18 protein-coding genes and 1 tRNA gene are annotated in these 23,295 nt (G+C 61.8%); 10 read left to right on the top strand and 9 right to left on the bottom strand.

Annotation, left to right across the window (positions count from 1 at the left end):
* Positions 1–295 precede the first annotated feature (295 nt).
* Both proP and PS14A_RS12910 read left to right on the top strand, forming a co-directional pair.
* Positions 296–1,798: a glycine betaine/L-proline transporter ProP gene (gene proP, locus PS14A_RS12905; protein ID WP_212616384.1), complete on the top strand. Its 1,503-nt coding sequence runs from the start codon at positions 296–298 to the stop codon at positions 1,796–1,798.
* Between the two features lie 98 nt (positions 1,799–1,896).
* Entirely contained in the window at positions 1,897–3,162 is a 1,266-nt protein-coding gene (locus PS14A_RS12910) for an OmpP1/FadL family transporter (RefSeq protein WP_249121293.1), read from the top strand.
* 3 nt (positions 3,163–3,165) lie between these two features.
* Here the strand turns inward: PS14A_RS12910 and PS14A_RS12915 are convergent, their stop codons facing one another.
* Both PS14A_RS12915 and PS14A_RS12920 read right to left on the bottom strand, forming a co-directional pair.
* On the bottom strand, positions 3,166–4,779 hold the full coding sequence (locus PS14A_RS12915; protein WP_212616386.1) for a mechanosensitive ion channel domain-containing protein: 1,614 nt from the start codon (positions 4,777–4,779) through the stop codon (positions 3,166–3,168).
* A gap of 10 nt (positions 4,780–4,789) precedes the next feature.
* Positions 4,790–5,905, bottom strand: coding sequence for an AI-2E family transporter (locus tag PS14A_RS12920; protein ID WP_212616387.1), 1,116 nt, complete (start codon positions 5,903–5,905; stop codon positions 4,790–4,792).
* Between the two features lie 442 nt (positions 5,906–6,347).
* Here PS14A_RS12920 and PS14A_RS12925 point away from each other — a divergent pair, with 442 nt between their 5' ends.
* From PS14A_RS12925 to PS14A_RS12960, 8 genes are all read left to right on the top strand, one after another.
* Positions 6,348–8,051: an amidase gene (locus PS14A_RS12925; RefSeq protein WP_212616388.1), complete on the top strand. Its 1,704-nt coding sequence runs from the start codon at positions 6,348–6,350 to the stop codon at positions 8,049–8,051.
* Positions 8,052–8,339: 288 nt separating this feature from the next.
* Entirely contained in the window at positions 8,340–9,635 is a 1,296-nt protein-coding gene (locus tag PS14A_RS12930; RefSeq protein WP_212616389.1) for an OprD family porin, read from the top strand.
* A 226-nt stretch (positions 9,636–9,861) separates the two neighbouring features.
* A complete protein-coding gene (locus tag PS14A_RS12935; protein WP_056786867.1) occupies positions 9,862–10,515 on the top strand; it encodes a hypothetical protein in 654 nt (217 codons plus the stop codon).
* Entirely contained in the window at positions 10,512–11,027 is a 516-nt protein-coding gene (locus PS14A_RS12940; protein WP_024013038.1) for a hypothetical protein, read from the top strand. The genes PS14A_RS12935 and PS14A_RS12940 overlap by 4 nt, the downstream gene beginning before the upstream one ends.
* Positions 11,028–11,035: 8 nt before the next feature.
* On the top strand, positions 11,036–11,545 hold the full coding sequence (locus tag PS14A_RS12945) for a hypothetical protein (RefSeq protein ID WP_016774812.1): 510 nt from the start codon (positions 11,036–11,038) through the stop codon (positions 11,543–11,545).
* Positions 11,546–12,003: 458 nt separating this feature from the next.
* Positions 12,004–12,363 carry a DUF6124 family protein gene (locus PS14A_RS12950; RefSeq protein WP_042607541.1) on the top strand — a complete coding sequence of 120 codons (360 nt, stop codon included), beginning with the start codon at positions 12,004–12,006 and terminating at the stop codon, positions 12,361–12,363.
* Between the two features lie 341 nt (positions 12,364–12,704).
* Positions 12,705–12,950 carry a type II toxin-antitoxin system ParD family antitoxin gene (locus PS14A_RS12955; RefSeq protein ID WP_122505613.1) on the top strand — a complete coding sequence of 82 codons (246 nt, stop codon included), beginning with the start codon at positions 12,705–12,707 and terminating at the stop codon, positions 12,948–12,950.
* A complete protein-coding gene (locus PS14A_RS12960; protein WP_041480302.1) occupies positions 12,943–13,233 on the top strand; it encodes a type II toxin-antitoxin system RelE/ParE family toxin in 291 nt (96 codons plus the stop codon). Before PS14A_RS12955 ends, PS14A_RS12960 begins: the two co-directional genes overlap by 8 nt.
* A gap of 101 nt (positions 13,234–13,334) precedes the next feature.
* Here PS14A_RS12960 and PS14A_RS12965 read toward each other — a convergent pair.
* The 7 genes from PS14A_RS12965 to fdnG all read right to left on the bottom strand — a co-directional run bounded on the left by PS14A_RS12965 (position 13,335) and on the right by fdnG (position 23,137).
* Positions 13,335–13,430, bottom strand: a tRNA-Sec gene (locus PS14A_RS12965).
* 5 nt (positions 13,431–13,435) lie between these two features.
* Entirely contained in the window at positions 13,436–15,352 is a 1,917-nt protein-coding gene (gene selB / locus PS14A_RS12970) for a selenocysteine-specific translation elongation factor (protein ID WP_212616478.1), read from the bottom strand.
* Positions 15,349–16,761, bottom strand: a complete 1,413-nt coding sequence (gene selA, locus PS14A_RS12975; RefSeq protein ID WP_212616390.1) for an L-seryl-tRNA(Sec) selenium transferase — start codon at positions 16,759–16,761, stop codon at positions 15,349–15,351. The genes selB and selA overlap by 4 nt, the downstream gene beginning before the upstream one ends.
* A gap of 782 nt (positions 16,762–17,543) precedes the next feature.
* Positions 17,544–18,470 (bottom strand): formate dehydrogenase accessory protein FdhE, encoded by a 927-nt coding sequence (fdhE, locus tag PS14A_RS12980; RefSeq protein WP_212616391.1) that lies wholly within the window; start codon positions 18,468–18,470, stop codon positions 17,544–17,546.
* A gap of 3 nt (positions 18,471–18,473) precedes the next feature.
* The gene (locus tag PS14A_RS12985; RefSeq protein ID WP_212616392.1) at positions 18,474–19,139 is read right to left on the bottom strand and encodes a formate dehydrogenase subunit gamma; all 666 of its coding nucleotides are present in this window, start codon (positions 19,137–19,139) and stop codon (positions 18,474–18,476) included.
* Positions 19,136–20,071, bottom strand: coding sequence for a formate dehydrogenase subunit beta (fdxH, locus tag PS14A_RS12990; RefSeq protein WP_137213660.1), 936 nt, complete (start codon positions 20,069–20,071; stop codon positions 19,136–19,138). Before fdxH ends, PS14A_RS12985 begins: the two co-directional genes overlap by 4 nt.
* Entirely contained in the window at positions 20,072–23,137 is a 3,066-nt protein-coding gene (fdnG, locus tag PS14A_RS12995; RefSeq protein WP_212616393.1) for a formate dehydrogenase-N subunit alpha, read from the bottom strand.
* Positions 23,138–23,295 lie beyond the last annotated feature (158 nt).

The raw sequence follows: 23,295 nt of genomic DNA on the forward strand, positions 1-23,295 counted from the left end.
CAAAACCACTGTGGGAGCGAGCCTGCTCGCGAAAGCGCAGGGTCAGGCGACCGCGATGTTGAATGTAGCGCCGACTTCGCGAGCAGGCTCGCTCCCACAGGGGGTTTGGATCAGGTCGGAGAGTTGGATTCGCCGCTGCCGTAGCGGGATGCAGAGGATTTGCGGCGGGCAGGAAATTAATTCCAGCCCATCGGTGAATTATTTCGTGTCCGCATGTATCTGAGCCAGAAGAGCCGGCGCCATCATGGAGATGGCATCGCAGCGGTAATCTGGATCAGCGAGCGGGAACAGCGCAATGAAATCACGCAAGAACACCGTCAAACCGATCGGTTTGAAAGACATCACCATTGTCGACGACGCCAAGATGCGCAAGGCGATCACCGCCGCCGCACTGGGCAACGCCATGGAATGGTTCGACTTTGGCGTCTACGGCTTTGTCGCCTATGTGCTCGGCAAGGTCTTCTTCCCCGGCGCCGATCCCGGCGTGCAAATGATCGCCGCGCTGGCGACCTTCTCCGTGCCCTTCCTCATCCGTCCGCTTGGCGGTTTGTTCTTCGGTGCGCTCGGCGACAAATACGGACGGCAGAAAGTCCTCGCCGCGACCATCGTCATCATGTCCCTGAGCACCTTCGCCATCGGCCTGATTCCGTCCTATGCCTCGATCGGCATCTGGGCGCCGATCCTGCTGTTGCTGGCGAAAATGGCCCAAGGTTTCTCGGTCGGTGGCGAATACACCGGCGCCTCGATCTTCGTCGCTGAATACGCGCCCGACCGTAAGCGCGGCTTCCTCGGCAGTTGGCTGGATTTCGGCTCGATCGCCGGTTTCGTCTTCGGCGCCGGTGTCGTGGTGCTGATCTCGACGACTCTCGGTGAACAGCGCTTCGAAGAATGGGGCTGGCGGATTCCGTTTTTCCTCGCCCTGCCGCTGGGCATGATCGGCCTGTATCTGCGCCACGCCCTCGAGGAAACCCCGGCCTTCCAGCAGCACGTGGAAAAACTCGAACAAGGCGACCGCGAAGGCCTCGCCGGTGGCCCGAAAGTGTCGTTCAAGGAAGTCGCAACCAAACACTGGCGCAGCCTGATGACCTGCATCGGCGTGGTGGCGGCGACCAACGTCACCTATTACATGCTGCTCACCTACATGCCGAGCTACCTGACGCACAACCTGCACTACAGCGAAAACCACGGCGTGCTGATCATCATCGCGATCATGGTCGGCATGCTCTTCGTGCAGCCGCTGATCGGTTTCATCAGCGACAAGATCGGCCGCAAGCCCTTCATCGTCGTCGGCAGCATTGGCCTGTTCATTTTCGCCATTCCGGCATTCATGCTGATCAACAGTGGCAGCATCGGCCTGATCTTCTCCGGCCTGCTGATCCTCGCGGTGCTGCTCAACTTCTTCATCGGCGTGATGGCCTCGACCCTGCCGGCGATGTTCCCCACGCACATCCGCTACAGCGCGCTGGCCAGTGCCTTCAACGTCTCGGTGCTGATCGCCGGTCTGACCCCGACTGCCGTGGCCTGGCTGGTGGAAAGCACCAACGATCTGTACATGCCTGCGTATTACCTGATGGTCATCGCCGTGGTCGGTCTGGTCACTGGCGTGACCATGAAGGAAACCGCCAACAAGCCCCTGCGCGGCGCGGCCCCGGCGGCTTCCGACCTCGAAGAGGCCAAGGAGCTGTTGCAAGAACACCACGACAACATCGAGCAGAAAATCGAAGACATCGATGCCGAAATCGCCGCGCTGGAAGCCAAACGCAAGGAACTGGCGCTCCAGCATCCGCGCATCGATTGATCAGTGCGGCGTCGGCAATCGGTCCGACGCCGCGCCAAGCTTGAGCTAGCCTTGAAACCGGATCGCATGCCACTCAAGGAGTCCACATGTTCAAGCTGATGAAAAGTTCGGTCGCTGGCGGATTGCTCTTCGCCAGCCTCCAGGCCGAAGCCGGCGGCATCATGATTTACGAGGCCGGCCACGAAGGCACAGGGCTGGCCAACGCCGGTTCTGCGGTCATGGCCAGCGACCCGAGCATTCTGATGACCAACCCGGCGGGCATCAGCCAACTGGCCGGCACTCAGATCAACTTCAACGCGCAGTTGATCCTCGGCGACGTCAGCTTCTCCCGCGACAACGCCAATACCTTCGGCGGCAACGAAGGTGGCAACGCCTTGAAGTACCTGCCCGGCTCCAGCTTTTTCATCAGCCATCAACTCGATGAGCGCTCCTCGATCGGCTTCGGCATGTACGGCAATTTCGGTCTGGCGGTGGATTACGACGATGACTGGGCCGGGCGCTATTTCACCCAGGAGTCGGCCATTCTCGGCGTGTCATTCCAGCCCACCTATGCCTACAAAATCACTGACGACCTGTCCGTCGGCCTCGGCCCGCGCTTCATGCTTGGCTACTTCCGCACCGAAGTGGCGGTCAACAATAACGTGCTCGGTCTGGGCAACGCCGAGGATGGTCAGTTGCGCTACAAGGACACCGACTGGGGCACGGGCGCCAACGTCGGCGTGCTCTACAACCTCAACGAGCGCACAAAGCTCGGGCTGGCCTGGACCAGCAAGATCAAGCTCAAATTCGAAGACAAACCCGAGCTGAAGAAAATCACCAATCCGCTGCTGCGTCTGGCGCTCAACCGTCTCGACGCCGATCAGCTGAACGTCGACATGAACGTGCCGCAGACCGTCACCACCAGCGTGTCCTACCAGCTCGATCCGCAGTGGACGCTGCTCGGCAGCCTCGGCTGGCAGGACTGGAGCGATTTCGGCAAGGTCGGCGTGGAAGTCGATACCGACCTGGGCTCGACGTCCAGAACGGCGCAGCGGCAATACAAGGACACCTGGCATGCCTCGATCGGCGCGCAGCACCAGATCAACCCGAAATTGCGCTGGAACGTCGGCCTCGGTTACGACTCCTCGGCAGTGGATGACAAGGATCGCACCGTCGACAACCCGATGAACGAAGCGTGGCGCCTGGCGACCGGGGTCAGCTATGCATTGCAGGACGATGTCGATGTGCACATGAGCTACACGCTGATCTACCTCGGCGACATGGACGTGCAACAGACCAAAGCGCGCTCCGGTGGCTCGGTCTCCGGCGAATATAAAAACGCCGCCCTGCATGTGCTTGGCGGCGGCGTGGTCTGGCGTTTCTAGGGATCACTGATCCTTCGGTGCCTGCGCCGGTGCGGTGAACCACTGCTCCGGCGGCACGCGTTTTTCCTGCTGCGGATCACCCAGGTAGTGCGGCGACATGATCTGCACGCCGTATTCATTGAACACATCCTGAATATTGGCGTGGAGCATGCTCAGCAATACCGCGCGCGGACGTGGCTGGCTGGGGATAGCCTGGGCCACCAGTCGATACTCGGGATAGAAGTCCGACAACGCGGTCTGGAACACCTGCGCCGGCGGGTCTTCGAGCACGCCCGGCGTGCGTTTGGCCGCCTCCAGCAGCATCGCTTCGACCTGACGCCACGGCGTGTCGTAGCCGATGGTCACCACCGTATCGACCACGTAGCCCGGACCTTGCACGGTGCGCGAGTAGTTCTTGGTCACGGTGCCGGTGATCATCGAGTTGGGCAGCGTCAGCACTTCACCGAGGCCGGTGCGAATCCGCGTGGTGAACATGCCCAGCTCGGTGACGGTGCCTTCGTACTCGCCGATCCTGACAAACTCGCCTGGGCGCAGGGTCCGCGTGTAGGTCAGGATCAACCCGGCCGCCGCTTGCCCGACAACACTGGTGGCGCCGAGGGAAATCATCAGGCCGATCAGCACGGACAAGCCTTTGAACGCATCGGTACCAGCGCCGGGCAGATAGGGATAAGCCATCGCCAGCGCAAACAGCCAGACTGCCAGTGCGGTCAGGCGTTGCGTCGGTTGCAGGGTTTCATGGTTGAGCCAGCTGAACGTGCCCGGCGCGGCCATCCGGCGCAGGATGCGTCGGGTAAATGCGGTCACGCCCCGGGCGATGAAGAAAATCGCCAGCGCCACGCCCAGCCCCGGTATCGCATCGACGATGCCCTGCAACAGATACCCGGCCAGCTCGAACAGATAGTTGTTGAGGCTTTCGCCCCACGGCCGCGTATACGGGAAGCGTGACAGGACAAAACCCAGCCATTCGTAGGACAGCAGCAGGATCAGCAACCAACGCAGGAACAACAGACAGCGGCTGACCAACGGGTAGAGAAAATTCGAATCGATCAGTTGCACCCGCCCGACCTTCAGCGCCTGGGTGTGGCGATCCATCAGCGCCGGCAGTTTCGCCAACAGCTTGTGGCGCAGCCATGACAGGCACCACAGCAGCGCCAAGTAGATCAGCGTGGCCACCGCCGCCAGCGCCAGCGAACGCACGATCATCTGCACGTTGCGCGCCTCACGGGTTTCGTTGACCACCTGGCGCAGTTTTTCCGCTGCGCCCTCGGCGGCTTCCTGCACCGAGGAATAGGCCAGGCTGTCGACATCCTTGGGCGCAACGATAAACGCACGGGTATTGCCGATCAGCACCATGTAACTGTTCTGGATCGAATCAGTGCTGATCTTCAGCTCAGGGTCTTCCTCCAGCGCTTCACTGATCACCCGCTTCGCCCGCTTGACCCGTGAGGCCGGCGCCTCGCCAAGAATGGTTGCGCGAAACAGCATGATGCTGCGGTTGGCCACTTTCAGTTCTACCGCTTCGTCCGTTGCTGTCGTGGTGTCTTCCAGTGCCTGGCCGAGCCCGGACCACAGTGTTGCAGCCAGCAGCATCGCCAGCACCATCAGCCTGTTACGCATGCGCCGTTCCTTATGGCTGATTGTCGTGAGAGGTTTCGTCCAGCACTTCGCTGACGTCGGCCGGTTGATAGACCCAGCCGATGAACAATTCATAACCGACCGCCAGGATCACCGGCCCGGTGAACAGGCCGATGATGCCGCTGGTGACCATGCCGCCCAGCGCGCCGATCAGCACCACCGGCATCGGCACGGCAACGCCACGGCCGAGCAACATCGGTTTGAGCACGTTGTCGGAAAGCCCGGCGATCACCATCCACACGGTGAAGATGATCGTGCCGGGGCCGACGCCATCATGGGCAAAGACAAACACCACCACCGGCACGGTAACCAACAGCACCGGCAGTTGCATGATGCCCAGCAGCAACACCATCAACGCCAGCACACCGGCAGCGGGCACGCCCATGATCACCAGTGCCACACCGATCAAGATCATCTGGATAAAAGCGATACCGACCACACCCTGTGCCACCGCGCGAATGGTCGAGGTGCATAGTTGCGCGATCTGCGGGCCACGCACCGGGCCGGAAATCCGCGTGGTGATCGCCACCGCCGTGCGATGGCCGCGTTCGCCGTGGGTCATGATCAGTCCGGCGACGATCAGCGCGACGACAAACACTACGATGCCTGCGCCGACGCCGGCGGCCTGATGCAACAGCACCCGGCCCCAACTGGTCAGGTGCGGCGCCAGTTCCTTGAATACCCAGCTCAGGTCCTGCGAAGCATGCATCCAGATGCCATACAACGGCGCACCGATCAGCGGCCAGTCGGCGACATTGGCGGGTGGCGGCGGAATCTCGAACTGCCCCGCTTCCACGGTTTGCATGCCCACCTTCACCGAATCGGCCACGGATGCGCCGAGCAGACTCAGCGGCACCATCAGGATCACCAGCCCCAGCAATACCAGCACAATCGCCGCCCAACCGTAGCGGTTGCCGAGTTTCGCGCCAAGTTTGTGGTTCAGCGGGTACAGCGTGACCGCAAGGATCAGCGCCCACAGCATCACATTGAGAAACGGATGGAAAATGTCGTAGCAGAACAGCACCAAAGTCGCGATCAACCCGGCGCGGATCAGTACGTCGAGCAAGGCTTTGGAACTGTTGAAGGCAATCAGTGGCTTCTCTTCCATGGGAACATTCCTGAGCGGCGCAGCATTCGGGATGCGCTGAGCCTAGAACATGTTGGGCTGGTCTTCCTGTGGGGCGCGGGATTATCGGTTTACACAACACATGTGGGAGCAAGCCTGCTGGCGAAAGCAGTATTTCAGGGCCAAGACCCTTTTGAATCTGCCGCACCTTCGCGAGCAGGCTCGCTCCCACCGGGCTTTGCGTTAATCCTCAATCTCAACCCGCCCACAAATCCAGTGTGGGAGCGAGCCTGCTCGCGAAAGCGCAAGGTCAAGCAGCACGGATGCTCAGGCCATCTACCAACAAAACCATCACCCCACCGATTACTCCGCCCGCCGCATGGTGTTAAATAGGCGCCAGTCCCGACCTTGTCGCTTCAAGCCGTGCCACGAGAACCGCTATGAAAACCCCTGCCCAGAACATCCACGCTCAACAGGTGACCCGATGATCGAAGTCACCGAAGTCTCCATCGCCCAACTGCGCGCCGCCCTCGAATCCGGCCAGACCACAGCCGTCGAGCTGGTGCAGGCCTATCTGGCACGGATCGATGCCTACGACGGCGCCGACACCTCGACGGCACTCAACGCCGTCGTCGTGCGCAACCCCGAAGCACTGAACGAAGCCCGCGCCTCCGATGCCCGCCGCGCCAAAGGTGAAACCCTCGGCCCGCTCGATGGCATCCCCTACACCGCCAAGGACAGCTATCTGGTCAAGGGCCTGACCGCCGCCTCCGGCAGTCCGGCGTTCGCCGATCTGATCGCCCATCGCGACGCCTTCACCATCGAGCGCCTGCGCGCTGCCGGGGCGATTTGCCTGGGCAAGACCAACATGCCGCCGATGGCCAATGGCGGCATGCAACGCGGCGTCTATGGCCGCGCTGAAAGCCCGTACAACGCCGCATACCTCACCGCACCGTTCGCCTCCGGCTCGTCCAACGGCGCCGGCACCGCGACCGCTGCGAGTTTCGCTGCGTTCGGTCTGGCCGAGGAAACGTGGTCGAGCGGCCGAGGCCCTGCGTCGAACAACGGCCTGTGCGCCTACACCCCGTCGCGCGGCGTAATCTCGGTGCGCGGCAACTGGCCGTTGACCCCGACCATGGACGTCGTCGTGCCGTTCGCGCGGACCATGGCCGACCTGCTCGAAGTGCTTGATGTGGTCGTCGCCGAAGACCCGGACACCCGTGGCGACCTTTGGCGCTTGCAACCGTGGGTGCCGATCCCGCGCGTCAGCGAAGTGCGCCCGGCTGCATACAGCGAACTGGCCGCCGACGCCAAAGCGCTGGCCGGCAAACGCTTCGCCATTCCGCGGATGTATATCAATGCCGACCCGGACGCCGGCACCAGCGAAGCCCCCGGCATTGGCGGCCCGACTGGCCAGCGCATCAACACCCGCGCGTCCGTGATCGATTTGTGGAAACAGGCGCGTCAGGCCCTGGAAGCCGCTGGCGCCGAAGTCGTCGAAACCGATTTCCCGCTGGTCTCCAACTGCGAGGGCGACCGCCCTGGCGCGCCAACCGTGTTCACCCGTGGGCTGGTGTCGAAAGAGTTTCTGCACCATGAATTGTGGGATCTGACTGCCTGGGCGTTCGACGACTTCCTGCAGGCCAACGGTGACCCGAAGCTTAATCGTCTGGTTGACGTCGACGGGCCGAAGATCTTTCCGCACGACCCCGGCACCCTGCCCAACCGCGAAGGTGATCTGGCCGCCGGCATGGACGAATACGTGCGCATGGCCGAACGCGGCATCACGCCGTGGAATGAAATCCCTACCGTGCCTGATGGCTTGCGCGGTCTGGAACAGACCCGACGCATTGACCTCGAAGACTGGATGGACAGCCTCGGCCTCGACGCCGTGCTGTTCCCCACCGTCGCCGACGTCGGCCCGGCGGATGCTGATGTGAACCCGGCCTCGGCCGACATCGCTTGGAGCAACGGCGTCTGGGTGGCCAACGGCAACCTCGCGATCCGCCACCTCGGCGTACCAACCGTCACCGTGCCGATGGGCGTGATGGCCGACATCGGCATGCCCGTCGGCCTGACCTTCGCCGGCCGCGCCTACGACGACTCGAACCTGCTGCGCTTCGCCGCCGCCTTCGAATCCACCGGCAGCAAACGCCAGATCCCACCGCGTACACCGCCGCTGGCTTAATGCACTGTGTCAGCTCCCACAAATACTGTGGGAGCTGGCTTGCCAGCGATAGCGGCCGGACAAACGCCACATTTCTACCTGACTACCCCGACTCAAACTGTGGGAGCGAGCCTGCTCGCGAATGCGGAGTGTCAGTTAACGAAAATGCTGACTGACACACCGCTTTCGCGAGCAGGCTCGCTCCCACAGGGTTTGGTGTGAAGGCTACGAACTCAGCACACCGGCCCAATCCTTTCCAGGCCAATCCGCCGATCATCAGCGCCATCCTGATGACCACCGGCCCTGACCATGATCAACCGCGCCCCCTCCCGCCTCACCCTGCTCGCCATGCTCTGCGGTCTGACCGGCACCGCCCATGCCAGCGGCTTTTTCGACGACGCCAAAAGCGATGTCCTGCTGCGCAACTTCTACCTCAGCAACGACTACCGCTCGCCCACGCCCTCCGGAAAAAACTACAAACAGGAATGGGCACAGGGCTTTATCGGCAACTTCTCATCCGGTTTCACCGAGGGCACTGTCGGTTTCGGTATCGATGCCCACGCCTTCGCCGGCCTGAAACTCGACGGCGGCAAGGGCCATTCCGGCACCGGCCTGTTACCGGTCGACAGCGATGGTCGCAGCGAAAACAACTATTCCAGCGCCGGCGGTGCGTTCAAGCTGAAGGTCTCGCGAACCACCGTCGCCTTCGGCGAAATGACCGTGGAAACCCCAGTCTTCGACACTTCCGACAAACGCCTGCAACCGGAATACGCCACAGGCTTTTTGCTCAACAGCGCCGAGTTCGACAACGTCAATCTGGTCGCCGGGCATTTCACCGCGTTCAAGAACCAGGACAGCTCTTCCGGCCAAGGCGACTTCTACGGTTACGGCGCCAACACCGAAGCGGGTGGCATCAGCTTCGTCGGTGCCGATCTGTTCAGCTCAAGCCCGATCGGCGGCGCGTTGTATGCCTCGGAACTGAGCGACACCTGGCACCAGTACTATGGCAACCTGCACTTCAAACAGTCCGGCGTGCTGCTCGACGCCAACCTCTATCACACCCGCGACACCGGCCGCGCCCTGGCCGGCGGAATCGACAACACCGCCTTCAGCCTCTCCGGCAAATACAGCTTCGGCGTGCACACGGTGATGCTCGGCTGGCAACGCATCAATGGCGACACGCCGTTGGATTTCGTCGGTGGCGACTCGATCTACCTCGCCAACTCGATCAAATACGCCGACTTCAACGGCGCCAACGAACGCTCCTGGCAAGCCCGCTACGACCTCGACCTCGGCGCCTTCGGCATCCCCGGCCTGAACTTCATGACCCGCTACGTCAGCGGCAGCCACATCGACGGCACGCACGCGCCGAGGGGCGGCGCCTATAACCCTTTCGACGCCGAGAGCGGCGACTATCAACCGCAACAAGGCAGCGGCGGCAAGCACTGGGAACGCGACATCGACCTGAAATATGTCGTGCAATCCGGCGCCGCGAAGGATCTGTCGGTGCAACTGTCGCACGTAACCCACCGCGCCAACGAAGCGCAGGCCGGGGATGACATTGACCGGATTTACGTGGTCGTTCAGTACCCGTTGGGTTTTTGAGGTAAAACGATCAACCCGCCCACAGGTTCCTGCGTCGGCCACAAACCATGAGTTTGCTCCTTGAGATCAAAATCAAATGATTTCAGCGTACCGCAGCGCCTACAGCGGCTAGCCAAGTGCCATCACCTCGTTTATTCTGCGCCCCCGCATAAAAAGCCAAGCCAGGAAGGCATTGATTGACCTTCCTGTTTGTAGTCAATCAACGCAAGCAGATTCAGGGATGTACATGTTTCAGCTATTCAAACTCGGAGCGGCCGTCGTGCTCGCCGCGACGCTCAGCGGCTGCATTACCGAAAGCGCTTCCTGGGTCAGCGAACCCTTGCAACCCAAGGCAAGCGAGCCAGTCAGTTATCTCGTTGGCTCAATCGGGCCGCAATCACTCAAGCAATCAGCCGCTGACAACCAGCGAATCTTTTTCCGCAAACGCGGTTCCGAATACGGTGCGGCCGGCGTCTGGAAAATGGCCGGCGCTTACTCCACGCCGCAGGATGTTCAGGACGGTGTCGGCGCAGCGAGCGTATTCGTGCTTCCCCTGAAGCCGGGCGATTACGAGTTCTATGATTTCCAGTTCTTTTCCGCACGTTATCAACCTGGGCTAGGCACTGTTTTCACCTCGAGAGAGGCGCGGGAGAAATTCAACCTGCCGATGCGCCTGGAACCCGGCAAGGCCTATTACATCGGCGAGTTCCGCTCGTTCTGCCTGACAGCCGGTTTCTGCGCGTTCCGCTGGAGTGATCAGAACGCCCGCGATGCGCTGATTGCGCAACGTCTGGCGCCAGGATTGCCAACGCTGCAACCGCTGAAACTCGACCTGAACAGTGCTCAGCCCTACATCTTCACCGGCCCCATCCCGGGTATTGCCGTGGACGCCAAACCATGAAAAAAATCATCGCCCTCACCGCCGCCGCTCTGTTGACCGGTTGCGCGGCGACCAACACCTTGCCCGAGCGTACGCTTACGGACGCTCAGGATTATCTGCAGCCGATTCACGTTATGGTCGATGACCCGGAAAACGGCTCCAGCCTGCGCAACCACCTGCGTCAGACCGGTGTGTTCCGCACCATCGAAACCGGCAGCGGTAAAGCTGACGAGTACAACGTGCAGGTCAAACTCAATGTGGAACGTCACCTGCCGCCGTTTCCGGTGATTCTGCTGAGCACCGCGACGTTGTTCTTGCTGCCGCTGTCGAACGAATTCGATACGCAAACCGAATTCACCGTGTACCAGGGTGACAAGCGACTGAAGCAATACACCTATCGCAACATCACTCAAAAATACGTCTGGCTATTGGATCAGGGCGGCGAGATGCGCGAACAGAACCTCGGCCGCATCGCCCGCGCCTTCGCGCAGGATGTGCAGCAGGACCGGCTGATCCCGGCAGTCGCGCAATGAGCCGCGCGATGATAAAAGTCGCCGGCCTGCTCTGTGCCTCACTGATGCTGGGCGGCTGCGCCAACACCTTGCAGCCGCTCGATTACCATGCCGATCAGGCCTACGTGCCGGTCACGCTAGGCATGGGGCCGGCGTATACGCGCATCGACGAGCAGCATCAGCGCGAAACCGTCAGCGTCCTGAAAAAGACCGGCGCATTCTCGATGCTCGACGGCGGTTACACCCGCAACGGCTACAGCCTGTTGATCACCGAACCCAGCGACGGCAAGGTCAACTGGCTGGCGCTGGTCAACGTTTTCACCCTGTTCACCTTCCCGATGCCCTACCACTACCAGGACAACCTGCGCGGCTCGGTCTTCAAGGATGGCCAACTGCTCAAAACCTACAACTACTCCCGCGAAGGCTGGAGCGTGATGACGTGGTATGTGCCGATTCCCGGGGTCGAGAACAAACGGCAGATGCTCGACCAGTTGTTGGTGGAAATGGACCGGGACAAGGTGATTCCGTATCAGCCGTGAGGCTGGGTGATGGGGGCTGGTGCGGTGGACTGCGGCGCAATGAATTGCAATGAGGGAGCGAGCCTGCTCGCGAAGAGGCCATCAGGTTCGGCGCAATTCTTTGATTTAAACGAAGCTGTTTAAAAGACACCTGCGGATACGGTCTCAAGGCTACAAATCCTTGCGCCGTTGCCTACAGCTACGCCAGAATCCGCCGGCTTGTGCGCCTTGAGGGCGGGTTCTATTGTGGTGCGGTCGCTGACGAATCAGCGATCGGGTTTAGCGACCCGGATCTTAATTAGGTGCATCAGCGGTCCATGCTTCGTCGCAGGTTCAATTCTGCGACTGCGCTATGGTGGCTGTATGCGGGAGACCTTCGGGTCTGCCGGGTACCTATAACCGGTTCGCTAACCTGCGTACAGCCGCCACCTACTGTTTAGCGACAGTGCCTGACGGCTCCACTTAATAGGAGCTTTATCATGATCAAACCAACACCCAACCCACCCGAAACCGATCCCACCTCCCCCTACGAATCCCTCGACTCCAAAAAACTCCACCAAGCCGCCGACCGCGCCCTCGACCACTACCTCTGCCCACCCGGCTCAACCCCACCGCCGTTCAGCCCCCGCGCCATGTACGCCGTCACCGCCGACACCAAAAACGAAGACCTGCTGGCCAACGCCTGCGAAACCCTCGCCTCGGCCAAAACCATCGCCCAGGAATTCGCCGGGCTGGTCAAGCCATCCCAGCGCCGGACGCTGATGGGGATTGCGCAACTGATCATGCTTGGGGAACTGGCGGTGAATCGGGTGCTGGATAATCTGGAGTTGCCGGGCTAATGCGGGCCGGCTGAGTTATGCGATGCCCGTGCCGGCCTCTTCGCGAGCAGGCTCGCTCCCACATTGATCCTGGTCGGACGCAAACTTTGCGACCACTGAAGGAACTTGGGGTAGCGAGCCTGGTCGCGATCACAAAGGGACGGATTTATTTAACCCGATGGATGTGCTCGGGCAGCAGATGCGGTTGCGGGTCTGAAAATGCAGCCTGCGGCAGTTCGAGCGATATACGCATGAGCTTCCGAAGGCTGTGATTCGTTCTTGTAACGGCTAGGCTTATACTCGTTAGCGCACCATTAGTATGATAATTTGCGCAAAGTTCCCCATCCGCAAAGGGCCCGATCATGGCTACCGTACGCAAAACCATAACCGTGACTGACCAGCAAGACCATTGGATCAAAGCTCAAATAGAAGCGGGACATTACACCAACGATAGCGAATATATCCGCGATTTGATCCGTCGAGAGCAAGAGCGAAACGCTGAACTGGAAACCGTCCGCGCAGCCCTTCGAGAAGGAGAATCCAGTGGTGCCCCCCGGCCTTTCGATGCTGATGCTTTCAAAAAGAAAATGTTGAGGGCGCATGGCTGAATACCGACTTACCCCCGCCGCCGAAGCGGATCTTGAGGCTATCTGGACCTATACAGCTCAACAATGGGGTTTGGATCAGGCCAATCGCTACATCGACATCCTGACTGAGTCTTTCGAGCAGTTGGCTGATCGTCCCAAAACAGCACCCGCATGCGACGCTATCCGCCCCGGTTACCGACGCTGCAGCGTGGAGAGTCACATGATTTATTTTCGAATCACCGCCTATGGGATCGCGATAATCAGAATCTTGCATGACCGGATGGAAGCGCAGCGCAATCTCTGACCTTCTCGTATCACCGAAAATCAAAAGATCGCAGCCTTCGTCAGCTCCTACAAATCGATGTAGGAGCTGCCAAAGGCTGCGATCTTTTGCTCTGGGGAAACTGGCGGAAGACAGCCGGAGTCGAACCTGCCCGGGAACGGATGCCGTCCCCAACCGGGTTTGAAGCCCGGCCGCGCCACCGGGCGCGATTGTCTTCCTGAACTCAGGGTGCGCAGGCGTTGGCCAGCGCGTTGTCTGGGCGGATCTGGCGGGATTCGCCGAGGCGGCGGGTCAGGCCGAGTCGGTCGAAATATTCCAGATACTGAATACAGCGTTTGCGTCCCAAGCCTAGCGCATCGCGGAAGGTTGTCACTTCAATCGCTGGTTTTTCTTCGGCGAGTTTCAGCAGCAGCGCTGCCATTTGCCGCAGGACGATGTCGCTGATGAACAGGTCGCGCACAACCTGGTGCATCAGGCCCAGCCGTGCGAGTTTGCGCAGCAGCAGGCGGACGCTGGCGTCGTCTTCGCCGAGCATTTTCGCTGCGTCGCGGACCCACGGCGGGTCGAAACCGGTCTGGTCGAACAACGGTTGTAATTGCTGCCAGAGTATTTCGTCGTCGGCATTCAGGCGCACCTGATGGTCGGGCAGGTGCAGCCAGGGGCCGCTGGCGAGGATGGAGCCGGCGTTGAGCAGTTCGTCGAGCAGGCTGATGAACGTCGAGCGTTCCAGCGCCAGCGCGCTGAAGCGGCGCAGACGATCGCGGTCCGGCCCCATCTGGTCGGGTTCCTGTTCGTGGAATCGCGCCAGTTGTTCGAGCAGCGTGAATTTCAACTGGCCCCAGCGCTGCACGTTGAACAGCAGCGGGCCTTGGCGGGTGTCGATCAGGCGGATGTTTTCCGCCAGCGTCCACTGCGGGCGCGGGCGGTTGAACTGGCGTTCGAGGCGTTGCGGGTCGAGGCCGCCGGGGCTGTGGTTGAGCAGTACCGGCAGGGCCTGTTCGAGGCTGACGCTGAGGGCGAGGGTTTGCAGTTGCGCGAGGCGTTCCGGGCTGCGGCGTTGGCGGGCCGGGGCGAACGGGTCGAGGACAACGCCGCCGCCAAGGGTGCGCTGGGCACTGGAGTCGCGCAGGATCAGCCGATCGCCCTTCACTGCGTGCGCCGGCGCGTTGATCAGCAGTTGCGCGAACATGCGCTCGCCGGGGCTCAGGCGTGGGCCTTGCAACAAGGCGACGCGGGCGATGACGTCCTGGGTGCCGAGGTGCAGATGCACCGGGTGAAAGTGTTCAAAGGTGCGCTCGCCGGGCAACAGCTGAAAGTCGATGTCGATGCGCTGCGTCGGCGCATGCAGCCAGTCCGCCAGCAGCCATTGGCCACGGTGAATCTGCGCCAGTTCCAGGCGCTCGCCGCTGAGGTTCAATGCCACGCGCTGGCCGGCGAAGGCCTGTTCGGCGGCTTGGTTTTGCGCGTGCAGGCCACGGATGCGCACCGATTTGCCCGCAGGCCCCAAGACAAGTTTGTCGCCAACCGCAACCGTGCCCGACAACGCTGTGCCCGTGACTACAATCCCCGCGCCGGCGACGCTGAACGCCCGATCGATCGCCAGACGAAAGCCGCCCTCGCAACTGCGCGCGTGCACCTCGTTGTGCGCCTGCAATAACGCCGCGCGCAACTCATCGACGCCCTGCCCGTTCACGCTCGACAGGGTAAAAATCGGCGCATCAGCGAATGGCCCGGGCGCCAGCAGGTCGAGCACCTGACGCTGCACCTCTTCCACCCTGCCTGTTCCGGCCCGGTCGCATTTTGTGATCGCCACCAGCGCGCGGGGAATGCCTAGCAGTTCGACGATCGCCAGATGTTCGCGGGTCTGCGGCATCACGCCGTCGTCGGCCGCGACCACCAGCAACACCAGATCGATGCCCTGCGCACCGGCGAGCATGTTGTGGGTGAATTTTTCGTGGCCGGGCACGTCGATGAAGCCGGTCAGCCCGGCGCCCGCTGCGAGTTCGGCGTAGAGATAACCGAGGTCGATGGTCATGCCGCGTTCGCGCTCCTGCGGGCGGCGGTCGCCGGTTTGCCCGGTCAGCGCCTGCAACAGCGAGGTCTTGCCATGGTCGATGTGCCCCGCCGTGCCGACGATCACCGGTCGACCTGCAACTGCGGCAACTGCGCCAGCCACGCCGGTTCATCGTCGAGCTGACGCAGATCCAGCCACAGCGCATCGTCGCCGATTCGCCCGAGCACCGGGATCGGCAAGCCGCGTAACGCTGCGTCGAGATTCAATAAATAGCGCCCGCGCCAACGCTTCGATACCTGCGGGCGACAACACAGCGCCGCGCTCGGCAGACGCGCCACCGGTTGGCTGCCGCTGCCGATCATGCCCAAGGCTTCGACGGCGCTGACTTGCCAGGCTGGTCCCAGGATTTCGGCCAGCAAGGGCTGCAAGCGTAAAGCCTGAGCGAAGATCTCGGCTTGCGGGCGGGTCAACAGCCGCAGACTCGGCAGTCGTTCGGCGAGGCGATCAGGATCGCGGTACAGACCGAGCACCGCCTCCAGCGCGGCCAGGGTCAACTTGTCGACCCGCAGTGCGCGTTTCAGTGGATTCTTCTTGATCTTCGCAATCAGCTCTTTGCGCCCGACAATCAAACCGGCCTGCGGCCCGCCGAGCAATTTGTCGCCGCTGAAGGTGACGATATCCGCACCATCCAGCAGCGCCTGCCGCACCGTCGGTTCCGCCGGCAGGCCCCAGCGCGTCAGGTCAAGCAGACTGCCGCTGCCCAGATCTTCCAGCAACGGCAAGCCATGAGCATGTGCCAACTCGGCCAGTTCCGCAGTCGGCACCCGCGCGGTGAAGCCTTCGATGCTGTAGTTGCTGGCATGCACGCGCATGATCAAACCGCTGCGCGGACTGATTGCCGCTTGGTAATCGCGGGCATGGGTGCGGTTGGTGGTGCCGACTTCATGCAGGCGCACGCCGGCGCGGGCCATGATGTCGGGAATGCGGAAAGCGCCGCCGATTTCGATCAGCTCACCGCGCGAGATGATGCCTTCCTTGCGCGCGCCGAGGCTGTTGAGGGTCAGCAGCACGGCGGCGGCATTGTTGTTGACCACGGTCACCGCTTCGGCGCCGGTCAGTTCGCGGATCAGGCCTTCGATCAGATCGTCACGATCACCGCGCTTGCCGCTGGCCAGATCGAATTCGAGATTGAGCGGATAGCGTGCGGCCATTTGCACCGCTTCGATGGCTTCTTCGGGCAGCAAGGCGCGGCCGAGATTGGTGTGCAGCACCGTGCCGGTCAGATTGAATACCCGGCGCACCTGGCTGCGCTGCTGTTGCGCCAAGCGTTCGCCGACGCGGCCGGCGAGCACTTCGGGACCGATCTCCACAGCCGCCAATTGCCCGCTCAACACGCCGGGCCGCAGCTCATCGAGCAACTGACGCAGGCCCGTCAGCAAAGAATCCCGGCCGTAGCGCTCGGCCAACGGCACGCACGCCGGGTGACGCAACAAGCCATCAATGGACGGCAACCGCAGGGCAACGCTGGAAGACATCAGCCACTCCTGATTTCACTGAAACAATCCCTTTTGGTAGCAAGCTTGCTCCCGAAAGGGTTTCAGAAGTGTAGACGCACTGCCGGAGCTAGCCTGCTCGCGAAAGCGGTGTGTCAGTTGGTGTGGATGTGGCTGACCCGCCGCCTTCGCGAGCAGGCTCGCTCCCACAGGGAAATCGGGGGCTGACCGGACTTTGTGATTCGGCACACAAATCTGTGGGAGCGAGCCTGCTCGCGAATGCGGTGTGTCAGTCGGTGTGGATGTGGCTGACCTGACGCCTTCGCGAGCAGGCTCGCTCCCACAGGGAAATACGGGGCTGACCGGGCTTTGTGATTCGGCACACAAATTTGTGGCTGGCTTGCCAGCGATTGCGGTGGGTCAGTCAAAGAAGGCGGCGGATGTGCCGACCTAATCGCTGGCAAGCCACCCCCCACGGGGTTTGGGGGTGAAAGAACCTTTGTTGGCCCCCACAAAACCTTGTGGGAGCGAGCCTGCTCGCGAAAGCGGTGTGTCAGTTGGTGTGCTTGTCGCTGACCTGACGCCTTCGCGAGCAGGCTCGCTCCCACAGAGAAATCCGGGGCTGACCGGGCTTTGTGATTCGGCATACAAATCTGTGGGAGCTGGCTTGCCAGCGATTGCGGTGGGTCAGTCAAAGAAGGCGGTGGCTGTGTCGACCGAATCGCTGGCAAGCCAGCTCCCACAGGGATTCGGAGTGGAATGAACATTGTTGGTCACCGCCAGTCCCTGTGGGAGCACACCCCTCTCCCACAATTTTGCTCTGGTCAGTCGTCTCCCGGCGCCAGCAGCAGATTGGGCGCCAGACGCTGATAGCCGTCCTGGGCCAGGCGCATGTCCAGCAGCAAACTGCCGAGATCTGCCGACAACGCCTCGGCTTCGGCATCGTTCTCCAAATAGAGCAATTTCAGGTAGCTGTTGCAGCTTGGGCAGACTTCGGCGCGCAGCGGGGCCTGTTCGGCGCTGTGCCGATCGTCTTCCTGGCTCAGGTACTCGAGGCCTTTGCTCTGCTCGCAATACACGCACTTGACCCGCACCACATGCCATTCGCAGGCGCACAGCGAACACACCAGATAGCGCAAACCGTTGTGCTTGCCGCGATGGCGAATGACCCCGGCCATGGCCGGCGACCCACAGGCCGGGCATTGGCTGAGGCTATCGCCAGGCTTGAGTTGCAGATTTGGCACACTGAGCAGCCAGTGGCTCCAAGCGATTTGCAGCGCCGCGCCGAGAAACGGCACCAGCGCCGCCGGCACCAGCGAATACTGACCGCTGACCAACGCCACCGCCCACGCCCGCAACTGGCCGGGACTGGCGGTGCGCAGCGTGTCCAGCGCGTCGATCACCGCAGGTTGATCCGCTGGCACATAGCGCTGCAGCAAGGCGTCGAGCCACGGCCGCCAGGCATCCTCTCGCACCAAGGTGTCCGCGGCGAACGGCGGCAGACCGTGCTGCTGACAGGCTTCGAAACGTTGCGCATCAAACGGCGCGGTCAGCGGCGGATCGTCGAAGACCTGCTGCTGCGCCCGGCACAAACCGGCCATCAGCCGCAGATAATCCGCCAACCCATTGCCCTCGGCCAGACGCTCAAGCCGCTCTGCACGCAGGGCAAACAGGTCACGCGGCGGCAGATACAGATACGGCGGCGAACTGGCCGCCGCCTCGATTTCCCCAGGTTCAAGAATGCTTGGCAAAAGTCAGCCCTTTTTCGTCAGCGGTCGCTCGGGCAGGTCCCGAGGCTGTTCGTCGCGGGTCACCTCGCGGTACCACAGTTCATGGTGTTTTTTCGCCCACGGCCGACTGACCCAGCCATGCAACATGGCGTCGACCGAACCCTTGATCCACAAACCGGCGTAGATGTGCACGATGATGCTCAGCACCAGCACGAACCCGGCCAGTGCATGCAACAGCATGGCCCAACGGATCACGCTGATGCCGAAATACGTGCTGAACCACGCGCGCCAGATCACCAGCCCGGTGAACAGCAACGCGAGCATGCACAGCAGTAAAGTCCAGAACAGCAGTTTCTGCCCGGCGTTATATTTGCCCACCGGCGGCACGCTTTCCTCGTCGTTGACCATCACCCGGTTGATCCGCCGCAACCACTGGCGGTCATTGGCGATGAAGAAATTGGTGCGCCAGAAGCTGAACACCAGGCCGAGGAACAGCACGAACATGGCGATGCCCATGTACGGGTGCAGGATCCGCGTCCAGGTGCCGCCGCCGAACAGGTTGCTCAGCCAGAACAGCGACGGATGAAACAACGCCAGCCCGGACAACCCAGCCATGAAAAACAGGATCGCCACCAGCCAGTGATTGGTGCGCTGGTTGGCGCTGTAACGCAGGATCGTCTTGTTGCTCATGGCCGCTCCTCCCCGCGTGGATCGAAGGTGTGCACCGCCGGGTCGATCACGTGCACCGAGGTGTCGGGCGCTGGCGGAACTTCATCCTCCTCAACACGATTGGGGCCGATGCGCACGTAATGGAAGAATCCGGCCAGCACCGCCGCGCCCATCGCCAGCAGGCCGAGGGGTTTGCTGATGCCTTTCCACAAACCCACCAGCGGACTGATGGCCGGGTGATCCGGCAAGCCGGCGTAGATTTTTGGCGTGTCGGCGTGGTGCAGCACGTACATCACATGGGTGCCGCCGACCCCGGCCGGGTCGTACAGACCGGCGTTCTCAAAGCCACGGCTTTTCAGATCGACGATGCGCTCGGCGGCGTGCTCTTTCATGTCCTCCTTGGTGCCGAAGACGATGGCGCCGGTCGGGCAGGTTTTCACGCAGGCCGGCTCCAGCCCTACCGCCACGCGATCGGAACAGAGCGTGCATTTGTAGGCTTTGTGATCCTTCTGCGAAATGCGCGGGATGTTGAACGGGCAACCGGTGATGCAATAGCCGCAGCCGATGCAGTGGTCCTGATCGAAATCGACGATGCCGTTGGCGTGCTGAATGATCGCCCCGGGGCTCGGGCACGCGGCCAGACAACCAGGTTCGGCGCAGTGCATGCAGCCGTCCTTGCGGATCAGCCACTCAAGGTTGCCAGCGTCGGTTTCGTGCTCGGTGAAGCGCATCAGTGTCCACGAATCCGCCGTCAGATCCTGCGGATTGTCGTAGGTGCCGTGGTTGTGGCCGACCTCGTCGCGCAGCTCGTTCCATTCCGAGCAGGCGACCTGGCAGGCCTTGCAGCCGATGCATTTGGTCGTATCGATCAGCTTGGCAACGCCTTGCTGGGTCCTCACCGACGGCGGCACGGTGGTGGTGGCCGAGCGGGCAATGATGTCTTGGCTGGCCATTTACAGTTTCTCCACGTTGACCAGGAATGACTTGGATTCCGGGGTCTGAGTGTTGCCATCGCCGAGGAACGGCACCAGGGTGTTGGTCAAGTAACCGTGGCGCGTCAGGCCGGTGAAACCCCAGTGCAGCGGGATGCCGATCTGATGCACGACCTGGCCGTTGACCTGCAGCGGCCGGATCCGTTTCGTCACTACCGCCACCGCCTCGATAAAGCCGCGCTTGCAGCTGACCCGAACGCGATCACCGGCAGCAATGCCCTTCTCGTTCGCCAGCACCTCGCCGATTTCGACGAACTGCTCGGGCTGAGCGATCGCGTTCAACTTGCAGTGCTTGCTCCAGAAGTGGAAATGCTCGGTGAGCCGGTAGCTAGTGCCGGCGTACGGGAAGTCCTTGGCTTCGCCGAGGGTTTCCCAGACCGAATCGAAGATCCGCGCCGCCGGGTTGCTGGTGGCCTTCTTGTTCTGCGGGTGCAGCGGGTTGATGCCGATCGGCGTTTCGAACGGCTCGTAGTGCTCAGGGAATGGGCCTTCGTTCATCTTGTCGACGGCGAAGAACCGCGCGACGCCTTCGGGGTTCATGATGAATGGGTTCATCCCGGCTTCCGGCGGCACGTCGGCCTTGTAGTCCGGCACGTCGGTGCCGGTCCAGGTCTTGCCATTCCACCACACCAGCCGCTTTTTCGGATCCCACGGTTTGCCCGCCGGGTCCGAAGAGGCGCGGTTGTAGAGGATTCGCCGATTGGCCGGCCATGCCCACGCCCAGCCTTGATGCTGGTGCATGCCGTATGGGTCAGCGTTATCACGCCGGGCCATCTGGTTGCCGGCCTCGGTCCAGCTGCCGGCGAAGATCCAGCAACCGGACGCGGTGCTGCCGTCATCCTTGAGCAAACCGAAGCCGGCCAGTTGCGTACCGGCCTTGACCGTGACGCCGCTGGCATCGGTGAAATCGCTGACAGCGGTGCCGTTGATTTCCCGCGCCAGTTCTTCCGGCGAAGGCTCGTCGGGGATCTTGTACGGCCACGACAGTTTCAGCAGCGGATCAGGAAACTTGCCGCCCTCGCTCTGATAACGCTGGCGCAGGCGCAGGAACAGTTCGCTCATGATGCGAATATCGGTCTGCGCTTCGCCGGGGCCGTCGGCGCCCTTCCAGTGCCATTGCAGCCAGCGGCTGCTGTTGACCAGCGAGCCGTCCTCCTCGGCAAAGCAAGTGGTCGGCAGGCGAATGACTTCGGTCTGGATTTCCTCGGTTTTCACATCGTTGTACGGCCCGACGTTCTGCCAGAACTCCGAAGTCTCGGTGGCCAGCGGGTCCATCACCACCAACCACTTGAGCTTGGCCAACGCGCCCATCACGCGGTTCTTGTCCGGTAACGCCGCGATCGGATTGAAGCCTTGGCAGAAGTAACCGTTGACCTTGCCCTGGCTCATCAGGTCGAACATTTTCAGCACGTCGTAGTTGGGGATGTCGAGCTTCGGCAAATGGTCGAACAGCCAGTTGTTCTCGGCGGTGGCGTTGGCGCCGTACCACGATTTCATCAGGCTGACGTGGAATTTGCTGTAGTTCTGCCAATACGAAAGCTGCCCCGGTCTGAGCGGAACCTGCGTGCGTTTGTGGATGAACTGGCCGTAATCCTGCTCGCTGTCGCTGGCCAGCGTGAGGTAGCCGGGCAAGGCGTTGGACAGCAGGCCGAGGTCGGTCAGGCCCTGAATGTTCGAGTGCCCGCGCAAAGCGTTGACGCCGCCGCCGGGCATGCCGACGTTGCCCAACAGCAGTTGCACCATCGCCGCGCTGCGGATGATCTGCGCGCCGATCGAGTGCTGCGTCCAGCCGAGGGCGTAGAGAATCGTCATGGTCTTGCCCGGTGTCGAGCAGGTGGCGATCTCTTCCCAGATTTTCTGCATCGCGTCGACCGGCATGCCGCAGATCTGGCTCGCCAGGTCGATGTTGTAGCGGCTGTAATGCTGCTTCATCAGTTGATAAACGCAGCGCGGGTCTTGCAGGGTCGGGTCGACGCGGACGAAACCGTCCTCGGCGAACTCGTAGCCCCAGCCGGACTTGTCGGTATAGCTGCGCTTTTCTGCGTCATAGCCGCTGAACAGGCCGTCTTCGAAGCCATAACCGGCTTTGACGATGAACGACACGTCGGTGTAATTGCGCACGTATTCGTGCTGGATCTTGTCCTCGGTCAGCAGGTAATTGATCAGCCCGCCCATGAAGGCGATGTCGGTGCCGGTGCGGATCGGCGCGTAATAGTCGGCCACCGAAGCGGTCCGGGTAAAACGCGGGTCGACCACGATCAGCCGCGCGGCGTTGTGCGCCTTGGCCTCGGTCACCCATTTGAAGCCGCACGGATGCGCTTCTGCTGCGTTGCCGCCCATCACCAGGATCAGATTCGCGTTGGCGATATCGGTCCAGGTGTTGGTCATGGCACCACGGCCGTACGTCGGGGCAAGACTTGCCACCGTCGGGCCGTGTCAGACACGCGCCTGGTTATCGAACCCCAGCAGGCCGAGGCTGCGAATCACCTTCTGAGTGATGTAGCCGGCTTCGTTGGATGCCGCCGATGCCGCGAGGAAACCGGTGGTCAGCCAGCGATTCACCGTCTGCCCGTTGGTATTTTTCTCGATGAAGTTGGCGTCGCGGTCGGCCTTCATCAGGTCGGCTATGCGATCAAGGGCTTCGTCCCAGCCGATGCGCGTCCATTCATTGCTGCCGGGCTTGCGCACTTGCGGGTACTGCAAGCGGCCGGGGCTGTGAATGAAGTCGAGCAGGCCCGCGCCTTTCGGGCACAGGGTGCCGCGATTGACCGGGTGGTCGGAATCGCCTTCGATATGAATGATGTTTTGCGCCACGTTCTTGCCGGCATCGCCCTGGCTGTACATGATCAAACCGCAACCGACCGAGCAATACGGGCAGGTGTTGCGGGTTTCACGGGTGTGGGCGAGCTTGAAGTGACGCACCTGCTCGGCGAAGGCCGCCGTCGGGGCCATGCCCAACGCGCCCAGGCTTGAGCCTGCAAGGCCGATACCGGCGACCTTGAAGAACTGACGACGGCTGAGATCCATCGTGCACTCCTGATCAGGTGGAACCCGGTACTTGCGCCGGGCTTTATCTGGACAATCACGGTTGCGACGCCTTGGCGCCGACTTTTTCACTGTAGACAAAGACCTTGCCGATTGTGTGAAAACCGACCGTCGGGTGTCTGGCCCGGATTTCCAGCCAG

The organism is Pseudomonas sp. 14A (assembly GCF_018132745.1).
Taxonomy (GTDB): domain Bacteria; phylum Pseudomonadota; class Gammaproteobacteria; order Pseudomonadales; family Pseudomonadaceae; genus Aquipseudomonas; species Aquipseudomonas mercuritolerans.

Bases quoted from the DNA above. Each gene is read 5' to 3' on its own strand.
- PS14A_RS12915 (WP_212616386.1), bottom strand. From the start codon at position 4,779: ATGCGTAACAGGCTGATGGTGCTGGCGATGCTGCTGGCTGCAACACTG.
- fdxH (WP_137213660.1), bottom strand. From the start codon at position 20,071: ATGGCCAGCCAAGACATCATTGCCCGCTCGGCCACCACCACCGTGCCG.
- PS14A_RS12920 (WP_212616387.1), bottom strand. From the start codon at position 5,905: ATGGAAGAGAAGCCACTGATTGCCTTCAACAGTTCCAAAGCCTTGCTC.
- PS14A_RS12935 (WP_056786867.1), top strand. From the start codon at position 9,862: ATGTTTCAGCTATTCAAACTCGGAGCGGCCGTCGTGCTCGCCGCGACG.
- PS14A_RS12945 (WP_016774812.1), top strand. From the start codon at position 11,036: ATGATAAAAGTCGCCGGCCTGCTCTGTGCCTCACTGATGCTGGGCGGC.
- PS14A_RS12940 (WP_024013038.1), top strand. From the start codon at position 10,512: ATGAAAAAAATCATCGCCCTCACCGCCGCCGCTCTGTTGACCGGTTGC.
- PS14A_RS12955 (WP_122505613.1), top strand. From the start codon at position 12,705: ATGGCTACCGTACGCAAAACCATAACCGTGACTGACCAGCAAGACCAT.
- PS14A_RS12910 (WP_249121293.1), top strand. From the start codon at position 1,897: ATGAAAAGTTCGGTCGCTGGCGGATTGCTCTTCGCCAGCCTCCAGGCC.
- proP (WP_212616384.1), top strand. From the start codon at position 296: ATGAAATCACGCAAGAACACCGTCAAACCGATCGGTTTGAAAGACATC.
- PS14A_RS12950 (WP_042607541.1), top strand. From the start codon at position 12,004: ATGATCAAACCAACACCCAACCCACCCGAAACCGATCCCACCTCCCCC.
- PS14A_RS12930 (WP_212616389.1), top strand. From the start codon at position 8,340: ATGATCAACCGCGCCCCCTCCCGCCTCACCCTGCTCGCCATGCTCTGC.
- selA (WP_212616390.1), bottom strand. From the start codon at position 16,761: ATGTCTTCCAGCGTTGCCCTGCGGTTGCCGTCCATTGATGGCTTGTTG.
- PS14A_RS12985 (WP_212616392.1), bottom strand. From the start codon at position 19,139: ATGAGCAACAAGACGATCCTGCGTTACAGCGCCAACCAGCGCACCAAT.
- PS14A_RS12960 (WP_041480302.1), top strand. From the start codon at position 12,943: ATGGCTGAATACCGACTTACCCCCGCCGCCGAAGCGGATCTTGAGGCT.
- PS14A_RS12925 (WP_212616388.1), top strand. From the start codon at position 6,348: ATGATCGAAGTCACCGAAGTCTCCATCGCCCAACTGCGCGCCGCCCTC.